8 protein-coding genes are annotated in these 10,812 nt (G+C 67.3%); 5 read left to right on the forward strand and 3 right to left on the reverse strand.

The annotated features are described in order from the left end of the window. Nucleotides 1-545, reverse strand: a 545-nt coding sequence (locus tag DBR34_RS18510; protein ID WP_128097865.1) for a PHB depolymerase family esterase, incomplete at its 3' end; no start/stop codon positions are given. A gap of 87 nt (nucleotides 546-632) precedes the next feature. Then, nucleotides 633-2,036, reverse strand: coding sequence for a GntP family permease (locus DBR34_RS18515; RefSeq protein ID WP_128097866.1), 1,404 nt, complete (start codon nucleotides 2,034-2,036; stop codon nucleotides 633-635). A 180-nt stretch (nucleotides 2,037-2,216) separates the two neighbouring features. Between DBR34_RS18515 and DBR34_RS18520 the strand changes: the two genes are divergently transcribed. From DBR34_RS18520 to DBR34_RS18535, 4 genes are all read left to right on the forward strand, one after another. Further along, nucleotides 2,217-4,391: a TonB-dependent receptor gene (locus DBR34_RS18520; RefSeq protein WP_128097874.1), complete on the forward strand. Its 2,175-nt coding sequence runs from the start codon at nucleotides 2,217-2,219 to the stop codon at nucleotides 4,389-4,391. An 11-nt stretch (nucleotides 4,392-4,402) separates the two neighbouring features. Further along, nucleotides 4,403-5,281 (forward strand): alpha/beta hydrolase, encoded by an 879-nt coding sequence (locus DBR34_RS18525; RefSeq protein ID WP_128097867.1) that lies wholly within the window; start codon nucleotides 4,403-4,405, stop codon nucleotides 5,279-5,281. Then, nucleotides 5,278-5,763: a MaoC family dehydratase gene (locus tag DBR34_RS18530; RefSeq protein ID WP_128097868.1), complete on the forward strand. Its 486-nt coding sequence runs from the start codon at nucleotides 5,278-5,280 to the stop codon at nucleotides 5,761-5,763. The genes DBR34_RS18525 and DBR34_RS18530 overlap by 4 nt, the downstream gene beginning before the upstream one ends. 69 nt (nucleotides 5,764-5,832) lie before the next feature. Beyond that, complete coding sequence (locus DBR34_RS18535) at nucleotides 5,833-9,165, forward strand: PAS-domain containing protein (protein WP_128097869.1); 3,333 nt, start codon at nucleotides 5,833-5,835, stop codon at nucleotides 9,163-9,165. 7 nt (nucleotides 9,166-9,172) lie between these two features. On the opposite strand, the gene DBR34_RS18540 is transcribed toward DBR34_RS18535, so the two are convergent. Continuing rightward, nucleotides 9,173-9,847 carry a response regulator transcription factor gene (locus DBR34_RS18540; protein WP_128097870.1) on the reverse strand — a complete coding sequence of 225 codons (675 nt, stop codon included), beginning with the start codon at nucleotides 9,845-9,847 and terminating at the stop codon, nucleotides 9,173-9,175. A gap of 88 nt (nucleotides 9,848-9,935) precedes the next feature. Here DBR34_RS18540 and DBR34_RS18545 point away from each other — a divergent pair. Then, nucleotides 9,936-10,812: D-(-)-3-hydroxybutyrate oligomer hydrolase (locus tag DBR34_RS18545; RefSeq protein WP_219928340.1), on the forward strand; the 877-nt coding region annotated here is incomplete at its 3' end.

Consider the following 10,812-nt stretch of genomic DNA (forward strand, 5'->3'; position numbering starts at 1 on the left):
CCCTTGTACATGCCGCCGGAATGGATCGCACCGGCGGCGAACACATCCGAATAGCAGGCCAGCATGATCGAGGTCATCGCGCCGCCAGCCGAAATGCCGGTCACGTAGACCCGCCGCGGATCAACCGCGTAGCTGCCCTTCACCTGGTCCACGATCCCGGCCAGGATCGAGGCCTCACCGCTGCCCCTGGCCTGGTTGATCGGCAGCTGCCAGTTCCAGCAGCGTGCGGGGTTGGCGGTGACGTTCTGCCGGGGGTAGACCACGAGGAAGCCTTCGGTATCGGCCACGTCGTTGAAGCCGGAGGCCTCACCCATCAGGTTTGGCCCGGTCACGCAGCCGTGCAGCACCAGCAGCACCGGCAGCGGCTGCGTGTCGTCGTAGCCCGCCGGCACCCACACCTGGTACTCGCGGGCGCCGAAAATGTTGCCGAACAGGCCCACATCCCAATGCCCGGCGGGTCCTGCCGCGAACGCGCTGCCTGCCGTTGCCAGCCAGGCGCACAGCACCAGCAGCGCCGCCTTGATCGAATTGATTCCAGAGTTCATAGCCAGATCCTCATGCGTGAGTCGTGGATGAAGTGGTTCCGGGAATCCTCGGGGTCCGGCCGGCCAGAGGGTGCTGCGACGCCGCTGTCACACCCAGCCGGTGGCGTAATAGATGCCGATCACCACGAACACCGCGAGGGTCTTGATGACGGTCACCGCAAAAATGTCCTTGTAGGCCTGGCGATGGGTCAGCCCGGTCACCATCAGCAGGGTGATCACCGCACCGTTGTGCGGCAGGCTGTCCATGCCGCCGGACGCCATTGAGGCGACACGGTGCAGCACCTCCATCGGGATGCCGGCCGCCTGCGCGTTGGCAATGAAGGTCTCCGACATCGCGGCCAGGGCGATGCTCATGCCACCGGACGCCGAACCGGTGACGCCGGCCAGGCCGGTCACCGTGACCGCCTCATGCAGCAGGGGATCCTTGATGGATCCCAGCGCGTTGGCCACCACCATGAAACCCGGCAATGCGGCGATCACCGCACCGAAACCGTATTCCGATGCGGTGTTCATGGCCGCCAGCACCGCACCGCTGATCGCCGCACGGGTGCCCTCGGCAAACTGGGCAACCACGGGCCGCCAGGCCAGCGCCAGCACCGACAGAATGCCGACCAGCAGCGCGCCCACCACCGCCCAGATCGCGCCGATCTTCGCCACGTCCTGCACCACCGGCGCGGCGTTGCCCATGATGGAGGGCACGAAGCTGTGCGCGCCGCCGTACCAGTGCGGGATGCCCAGGGTGAACAGCTTGTTGGAAACGAACACCAGCACCAGCGGCAGCACGGCAATGCCCGCGTGCGCCAGATGCGTGCCGGTGAAGGGGGTCGGCTCGTTCACCAGGGTGGCCGGGTCGCCGTAGCCCTCGCCGCTGAGCTGCGCGACGCGCCGGCGCCACTCCAGGTAGGCCATGCCCACCGCAAGCACGAAGATGCTGCCCAGCGTGCCCAGTACAGGCGCCGCCCAGGTATCGGTGCCGAAGAACGTGGTCGGGATGATGTTCTGGATCTGCGGCGTACCGGGCAACGCATCCATGGTGAAACTGAAACCGCCCACGGCCAGCGTCGCCGGGATCAAACGCTTGGGGATGTCGCTCTGCCGGAACATCTCCGCTGCGAACGGATACACCGCAAACACCACCACGAACAGCGACACGCCCCCATAGGTGAGCAGGCCCGACACCAGTACGATCGACAGCATCGCCCGCTGCGGGCCGAACATACGGATCGCGGCGCCAACGATGGAGCGGGAAAAGCCGGACAGTTCGATCAGCTTGCCGAACACCGCGCCCAGCAGGAACACCGGGAAGTAGAGCTTGAGGAAGCCGACCATCTTGTCCATGAACAAGCCGGTGAACATCGGCGCCACCAGCGAGGGGTCGGTCAGCAGCACGGCGCCAAGCGCGGCGATGGGCGCGAACAGGATCACGCTGTAACCGCGGTAGGCCACCAGGATGAGGAAGGCCAGCGCTGCAAGTACGATCAGTAACGACATACGGCGCTTCCAGGTGAGGACGCGCCCAGTATCCGGATCTGGCGGTCGCTGCCGACTGGACCTAGGTCCACTCGCCCGTGCCCCGTGGCACCGCTAGCCTAGGTTCCATGGGTGGCAATGGGCCATTCGCCACGTGATGCCTTGGGGGAGGACCGAATGAAACGGAATTGCTTGAGCCTGATGATCGGCGCGCTGTTGGCCTCCGGGCCGGTACTGGCACAGGAGGCGCCACGCGCCGCACCGGCGGCAGGCAAGACCGCTTCGGCCACCAACCTGGACAGCATCACGGTGACCGCACGCAAACGCGAGGAAACCCTGCAGGAGGTGCCGGTGGCCGTCACCGCCTTCACCTCTGAAGCCTTGGACAAGATGAATGTCCAGGACATCAGCGACCTGGATGGCCAGGTGCCCAACCTGACCATCTACGCCGCGCGCGGCGCCAGCAGCACGGTCACCGCCTACATCCGTGGCATCGGCCAGTCCGATCCCACCTGGGGCGCCGATCCTGGCGTGGGCATCTACCTCGACGACGTCTACATCGCACGCCCGCAGGGCGCACTGCTGGACGTGTTCGACGTATCGCGCATCGAAGTGCTGCGCGGTCCGCAGGGAACGCTGTACGGCAAAAACACCATCGGCGGCGCGATCAAGTACATCTCGCGCGGTCTTCCCACCCAGAACGAAGGCTTCGCCCAGATCACCGTGGGCAACTACGGCCAGCTGGATGCCAAGGCCGCCATTGGCGGTCCCGTCGGCGGTGCCGATAGCGGCCTGCGGGCGCGCGTGGCGGTGGCCAGCATGAACCGCGACGGCTTCGGCGAGAATACATTCAATGGCCAGCCGGTCAGTGACAAGCAGATCAACGCGGCGCGCCTCAACGTGGGTGCGTACGCCGGGGACGATTTCGACGTGCAGTTCGCCCTGGACTGGATCGACGACCAGTCCAGCATGCGCGGCTCGAAGATGCTGGCGCCCAATCCTTTCATCCCGGCGTATCAGCCGATGGATGACCGCTACGACATCCGTTCGGGCATGCGCAACCTCAACAGCGTCGAGACCAAGGGCGCCTCGGCAACGGTGAACTGGCGTCCCAACGAAGACCTCGCACTGAAGTACGTGGTGGCCAAACGCGAGTCGGACAGCGACGCCAATATCGACTTCGACAGCACGCCGGTCAAGCTGGCCGATGTGGGCGGTACCTACACCGACAACCAGGTCAGCAACGAGGTGCAGCTCAACTATGATGCCGGCGGCCGCGTGCGCGGCGTGGTGGGCCTGTACCAGTTCAGCGGTGAAGCCGGTGGCCAGATCCGCAACAACTTCTTCAACCTGCAGTTCGGCGATACCCGCGGCAAGGTACTGACCGACAGCATCGCGCTGTATGGCGACTGGACCTTCGACCTGACCAGCAAGCTGAAGCTGGACGTCGGCGCCCGCTACACCGACGAGGACAAACGCGCGATCGTATTGAACCGCTTCTACGCCGATGCGACCTTCAGCAGACCCATCGCGGTGGCGGCGGATTTCGACAAGAAGACCAACTTCACGAACGTCTCGCCGAAGGTGTCGCTGGACTATCAGGTCACCCCGGACATCATGGTCTACGGATTGGCGACGCGCGGCTTCAAGTCGGGCGGCTACAACATCCGTGCCAATGCCGTGGCCGTGCCGCGCTCGGCCGAGCCGTTCGACGACGAGACCGTCGACAGCTTCGAAATTGGCAGCAAGATGGCCTTCCTCGACCAGCGCCTGTTCCTGAACCTGTCGGCCTTCCACAACAAGTACAAGGATATCCAGCTGTCGGTGTTCACCGGCATCGATACCAATGGTGACGGCATCGATGACGCCTTCTTCGGCGACTTCACCAATGCCGGCGCCGGCACCATCAACGGGCTGGAAGTCGAGTACCAGTACCTGCCCAGCCGGCACTGGCTGATCTCCGGCAACCTGGCCTGGCTGGACGCCAAGTACGACGAGTACATGGATCGCGGCATCAACGTGGCCGACAGGATGAAGTTCACCAACGCCCCGGAGTTCTCGGGCGCGCTGAACGTGGAATACCGCACCGATCTGGCCAACGGCGGCAACCTGTCCGCACGGGTGAGCTACAGCTACCAGAGCGAGGTGTGGCCGACCACCGACCTGAGCCCGGTGATCCGCCAGGATGGCTACGGACTGGTCAACGCGGGGGTCATCTGGAAGCTTGATGACGCCTGGACCTTCTCGCTGCAGGGCACCAACCTGGCCGACAAGGAATACCGCACCACCGGCTACAACATTCCGGCGGTCGGCACGCTGATTGGCTTCTACGGGCCGCCGCGCCAATATAGCCTCAGCGTCCGTTACGATTTCTAGGAAGTTTCTGCATGACGCCGTCTTACGATGATCTGTACTGGAACAGCAGCGATGGCCTGCGCCTGCATGCGCGCGACCATGCGCCGGCTGCGGGGCAACCGCCCCGCGGCACGGTGGTCTGCATTCCGGGGTTGACCCGCAATGCGGCCGACTTCGATGCCCTTGCCCGATCCCTGACCGCCGCCGGGTGGCGCGTGATCGCCGTGGACCTGCGCGGGCGTGCACGTTCGGCGCGTGCGCCGGACCCGTCCGGGTACAACCCGCGTGCATATGCTGACGACATGGTGGCGCTGCTGCAGTCGCAGAACATCGACAAGGCGGTCTTCATCGGCACCTCGCTGGGCGTGCTGGTCACCATCACCCTCGCCTCCCGTGCACCCGACCGCATCGCTGCCGCTGTGCTCAACGACGCCGGCCCCAAGGTACCGCGCGAGGCCCTGGCGCGGATCGGCAAGTACGCCGGCAAGCCCGTACCCCCGATGGACCTGGCGCAGGCCACGGCCTATGTGGAATCCATCGGCAAGGCGGCGTTCCCGCGCTTCACCGCCGACGACTGGCGGACGATGGCCACAAACACCTTCCGCCAGCGCGACGATGGGCTGCTGGAGCTGGATTACGACCCGGCGGTGATCCGCACCACGCGGCCGTGGGTGCTGTGGCTGCTGCGCCCGGTGCTGTGGCGCGCGGTGCGCGGGCTGACGGCGCGCGTGCCGGTACTGGTGGTGCGTGGGGCGTTGTCGGACATCCTGCCGCCCGATGTCGCGCGGAAGATGGCCGCCACATCGGCCAGCGCCCGTCTGGTTGAAGTGCCGGAGGTGGGTCATGCACCCACGTTGTCCGAGCCGGTGGCCCGAGACGCGATCCTGGCCTTGCTGGCGGACGTGCGATGACCGACGCGGCAAGGATCGGTGCGCTGCCCGCCGCGCTGCAGGCGCTGGGGCAGTGGGCAGCAAGCGAGCGACTGGGCGGCAGCACGCGCATCACGCAATCACGCATCGATGCGTTCGCCGAGGCCACCGGGGACCGCAACTGGATCCACGTCGATCCGGCCCGCGCACAGGCCGGCTTGCCGGGTGGGCAGACCATCGCGCATGGTTTCCTTCTGCTCTCCCTCACCGTCGAAGACGATGTGGCCGCGCTGACCGGCTTCCCCGGCATCGCCCACGTACTGAACTACGGCTTGAACAAAGTCCGCTTCCTGGCGCCGGTGCCCAGCGGCGCCGAGGTCCGGGTGCGCTCGCGCCTGGTGTCACTGGAAGCACGCAGCCCGGGGCAATGGTTGCTGACCCAGCACAAGACGGTCGAGCGGGTTCCCGGCGGCGAGGTGGCGCTGGTCGCCGAGCAGCTCTCGCTGATCGTGCTCAGCGCCTAGCGCCGCGCTGCCCCACCCCACCGCGCCGGCCTACTGCCCGACGGCGGCGGTTCTCTCTACACTGGAGCGATGTTGACGCCCACCATCGTCCTGTTCGCCTGCATCGCGTGGACCGTGCTGCTGTTCGGCGTCGCCCTGTGGGGGGAGCGCCAGGGGCATCGGCTCTCCAGGGTCTGGCCGGCCATCTATGCCCTGTCATTGGGCGTGCATTGCACGGCGTGGACCTATTACGGGGCCGCCTCGCAGGGCGTGCAATGGGGCTTCCCGATTCCGCCGACACTGATCGGCATGGCGCTGATCTTCGCCTTCGGGCTGCCGTTCCTGGCACGGCTCGGGCGACTGGCCAAGCAACACAACAGTGCCACCATCGCCGACCTGGTGGTCGCGCGGCTGCATGCGGACCAGGGGTTGGGCGTCACCATCACCCTGGTCGCGCTGTTCGGCATCATTCCCTACATCGCGCTGCAGCTCAAAGCGGTCAGCCAGGGTCTCGGCGCCCTGCTGGGGGACCAGTTCGCCCCCGTCGGGTGGCAGCTGGACGTGTCGTTCTGGTTCGCGCTTACGATGGCCGCCTTCACCCTGCTGTTCGGCGCACGCAAGGCCTCGGCCACCGAGCACAACCGCGGCATCGTGGTTGCGCTGGGGCTGGAATCGGTACTGAAACTGGCGGCACTGCTGGCCATCGGCCTGTATGCCGGGCTGTCGGTGGACCAGGCGGGCACGCCCCTGCTGGACAAGATGGCGCACCTGCCGCCGCCGGCGGTCATTCCGGATTTCCTCACCATGGTGGCGCTTGGTGCGATGGCTGCGTTCACCCTGCCCCACCAGTTCCATGTGGGCGTGGTCGAACTGCGCCAGCCGTCGGACCTGAAGACCGCACGCTGGCTGTTTCCGCTCTACCTGCTGCTGATCGGGTTGCCGTCGGTGCCGATGGCGTTGTCCGGCGCCGCACAGCTGCCGCACGCGGTGTCGCCCGACCTGTATGTGCTGGCCCTTCCGCAGGCGCGCGGTCATCACGTGCTGGCGCTGCTGGCGTACCTGGGCAGCCTGAGCGCGGCCACCGGCATGATGATCCTGTCGGGGCTGACCCTGTCGATCATGCTGGGCAACCATGGCGTGGGCTCACGCCTGCTGAGCGGCGTCAACGGATTCAACACCGGCGCCGACCTGCGCCCGCGGGTGCTCGCCTTCCGGCGCGCCGGCATCGTCGCCGTGTTCCTGATGTCGTGGCTGTACAGCCGCGCGATGAGCGGCACCGAAGCGCTCAGCGATTTCGGCCTGATGTCGTTCACCGCGCTTTCGCAGCTGGCACCGGCAGTGCTGTTTGCCGTGTACCGCCCGCGCACGCCCTCCCCGGCCATCATCGCCGGCATCGTACTGGGCTCCCTGGTGTGGCTGTGGCTGGTGCTGCTGCCGATGGTGGTCCCTGCGCCGCCACCGTCGTCCAGCCCCGACGGGCTGCACTGGCTGGCCATGTTCTCGCTGCGCATGCAGCCGGGACACATCGCCATCAGCATGGGCGCCAGTCTGGCGGTGAACCTGGCAACCGTCGTACTGGTGTCGCGCGCGGTACGCCCCTCGATGCCCCTGCAGCGGGACGCGGTGGCCGCCGCGTCGATGCGAAAGACGGCCGGTCGCTTCCTCGGCCAAGAGCGGGCCCGGCAGTTGATGGACGGACATGCCGGGCAGATGCTCGATGATGACCGGGTTACCGCCATCGAACGGGAACTCACCGCCGTGGTCGGTGCGGGCATGGCACGGCTGCTGGTGGAGGCCGCACGCGATGGCGGCGCCGCGCCGCTGGACGCCGTCACCCGCGCTGTCGGCGAAGCCACCCAGGTGCTGCGCTTCAACCAGCGCCTGCTGGAAGCGGCCCTGGAGAACATGAGCCAGGGCATCAGCGTGGTCGATGCCCAGCTGCAGCTGGTGGCCTGGAACAGCCGCTATGCCGCGCTGTTCAAATTCCCGCCGGCGCTGCTGCAGGTGGGCCAGTCGGTGGTCAACCTCACGGCGTGGGCCTTGGGGCAGCTGAACATCGGCGACAGCCCCGGTGACACGCTGGACAAGGCACTGCAGCGCCGCGTGGTGCACATGCGGCGCGGCACCCCGCATCTGTCCGAGCGGATCTTCCCCGACAACACCATCGTCGAAATCCGCGGCAACCCGATGCCCGGCGGCGGTTACGTGGCCACGTTCACCGATGTCACCGCCTTCCGCCGTGCTGAAGACGCACTCAAGCGCAGCAACGAAACCCTGGAGCGCCGCGTGCAGGACCGCACCGCCAGGCTGGAGCACGCCGTGCAGGAGGCCGAACGGGCCAATGTGGCCAAGACGCGCTTCCTTACTGCGGTCGGCCACGACCTGATCCAGCCGTTGCATGCCGCGCAGCTGCTGACCGACGCCATGTCGCAGCACATCGACTCCGACTTCCTTGGCAGCTTCCTGCACCAGATCCGTGGCGCCCTGGATTCCACCGATGACCTGCTGTCGGGCCTGCTGGATATTTCGCGACTGGAGGCCGGCGGGCTGGTGGCCGATCCACGCCCGTTTGCACTGTCAAGCGTGCTCGATCCGCTGGCGCAGGAGTTCGCCGTGCTGGCTGCGGCGCGCGGCCTGCAGTTCCGTCATGTGCGCACCCGCGCCTGGGTACACAGCGACCCGCTGCTGCTGCGCCGTGTGCTGCAGAACTTCCTGGCCAATGCCATCCGCTACACCCGCAGCGGTGGCGTGTTGCTGGGGGTGCGTCGCACTGGCCATACGCTGTCCATCGAAGTGCATGACAGCGGCCCCGGCATCGCCGCGGAGCAGCAGGCAGTGGTGTTCGAAGAGTTCCACCGCGGCGACCGCAGCAATGGCCAGGGCCTGGGCCTGGGGCTGACGATCGCACACCGGATCGCCGACCTGCTGCATGCACCACTGCACCTGCACAGCGTGCTCGAGCGCGGCGCGGCGTTCTCCATTACCGTGGCCCGGGCCACGCCGCCGGTGGCCCCGCGCAGTGAACCCGTCGCCGGCAACAGCAGCATCAAGGGCATCCGCGTGCTGGTGGTGGACAACGACCCGACGGCGCTGGAAGCCATGCGGCAGATGCTGCTTTCCTGGGGCTGCGATGTCATCGCCGCAGGCGACGCCAGTGCGGTGGGTTCGCACGCACCCGACGCTGCGCTGTGGCTGTTCGACTACCACCTTGACGCGGGCGATACCGGGGTCCAGCTCTGGCAGCGCCTGGTGGAGGCACATGGGCCGCGGCCGACGGTCATTCTCAGCGCCGACACCGGCAACGACACCCGCGACGCCGTGCGCGAGGCGGGACTGTCGTTGTTGAACAAGCCGTTCAAGCCGTTGGCGCTGCGCTGGGCGATCAATCATCTGCTGGCAACAGCCCGACCGGCCGCTCCCTGACGAAGGATCAGGCGTCCTGCGCCTCGTCCATCTGCCGCGAAGGATCGGCCAGCCCCATTTCATGCAGCACACGGATGGCCTGCGCACGATTGCGTACGCCCAGCCGGCCCATGATGCGGGTCATGTGCGCCTTCACCGTGCGCAACTGCACGCCCAGGCGGTCGGCAATCTGCTTGTTGAGCAGCCCTTCGGCCACCAAACTCAGTACGCGGTACTGATGCGCCGACAAGCTGGACAGGCGCGCGGCAAGGTCGGCGTCCTTGCTGAAGGGCGCCACCCGGGCCACCGGCTCGCGCAGCAGCGCCGGAATCCAGCGCTCTCCCTCCAGCACGCTCAGCAACGCCGACTGCAGGTCGGCCAGCCCCGAGCTCTTGGGGAGGTAACCGGCCGCGCCCAGGTCGATGGCACGGCGGATCACGTGGGGCTCTTCGTTGGCCGACACGATGATGATCGCCAGCCCCGGTTGCAGTGCACGAATGGTTGCCAGCCCGGCAAGCCCGTGGTTGCCGGGCATGTGCAGGTCCAGCAGCATCAGGTCGATCTGCTGGCTCTCGATCGCCTCGAGCACGCTGTGCAGGGAATCGGCCTCGCTGATCTGCAGGTCGGCAACGGCTTCCTCGGCCGCGCGATGCAGCGCCGCGCGGAACAAGGGATGGTCATCGGCGATGAGCAGGGTCGGCATGTCCAGCCGAGGTTAGCAAATCGCCCACGGCTCGGCACGGGTACCTAGGTACGCTGGCGCGCGCTGACGGGCTTGCTACGGTGGCGCAATGAACATCCACCGCTCCCTTGCTCCGCTGTGCGCCGCGCTGGCCTTGTTGCCGGGCGGCATCTCCGTCGCCGATGCGGCCGCGCCCCGCTCCACCGCTGCAGTGCCCGTGTTCGAGCAGTGGCGGGAAACCGGGCATCGCGGCAACGATGACCTGCTGATCGCCGGGCTGGGAATCGACGCCCTGCGCTCGACCACCGCGCCGACCTTCGCCAACCCGGCCCAGCCCACGGCCGACGAAGCCCGGCGCCGCGCGATCTGGAGCAGCTGGCGCGGGATTGCCGACCTGACCCCCGGCGGCGGGTTCGGCGATGTCTACGGCACTCTCCAGGCGGTACCCGGCCGCGAGTTCTCCGCCTATGCGCGCATCCCCGGTGCACGCCACCCGCATCGCGTACTGGTGCAGGTGCCCGATACCTTCGATGCCGCACGCAGGTGTCTGGTGGTGGCCGCCTCCTCCGGTTCGCGGGGCATCTACGGTGCCATTGCGGTGGCCGGCAGCTGGGGCCTGGCCCACGGCTGCGCTGTTGCATATACCGACAAGGGCACCGGCAGCGACTATTACGACCTGGACGCCAAGGTCGGCGTCCAGGCCGACGGCACGCCCGCCTCCCAGGGCGCGCTGGCCTTCGCTCCTGCCACGCCACACGCTACCCACGGCATTGCGTTCAAGCACGCGCATTCGGGCGACAACCCGGAAGCCGACTGGGGCCGGCATCTGCTGCAGGCGCTGCAGTTCGGCCTGCAGGCACTGGACCGCGCCTACCCCGACGCGGCCCCGTTCACGCCGGCCACGACGCGCACGCTGGGCGTGGGTGTCTCCAATGGCGGTGGCGCGGTACTGCGTGCTGCAGAGATCGACGGCGATTGGTTCGATG

This window comes from Stenotrophomonas sp. HMWF003 (assembly GCF_003061285.1).
GTDB lineage: Bacteria > Pseudomonadota > Gammaproteobacteria > Xanthomonadales > Xanthomonadaceae > Stenotrophomonas > Stenotrophomonas maltophilia_AP.

Coding starts and splice junctions, on each gene's coding strand:
- DBR34_RS18515 (WP_128097866.1), bottom strand. CDS start 2,036: ATGTCGTTACTGATCGTACTTGCAGCGCTGGCCTTCCTCATCCTGGTG.
- DBR34_RS18520 (WP_128097874.1), top strand. CDS start 2,217: ATGATCGGCGCGCTGTTGGCCTCCGGGCCGGTACTGGCACAGGAGGCG.
- DBR34_RS18525 (WP_128097867.1), top strand. CDS start 4,403: ATGACGCCGTCTTACGATGATCTGTACTGGAACAGCAGCGATGGCCTG.
- DBR34_RS18530 (WP_128097868.1), top strand. CDS start 5,278: ATGACCGACGCGGCAAGGATCGGTGCGCTGCCCGCCGCGCTGCAGGCG.
- DBR34_RS18535 (WP_128097869.1), top strand. CDS start 5,833: ATGTTGACGCCCACCATCGTCCTGTTCGCCTGCATCGCGTGGACCGTG.
- DBR34_RS18540 (WP_128097870.1), bottom strand. CDS start 9,847: ATGCCGACCCTGCTCATCGCCGATGACCATCCCTTGTTCCGCGCGGCG.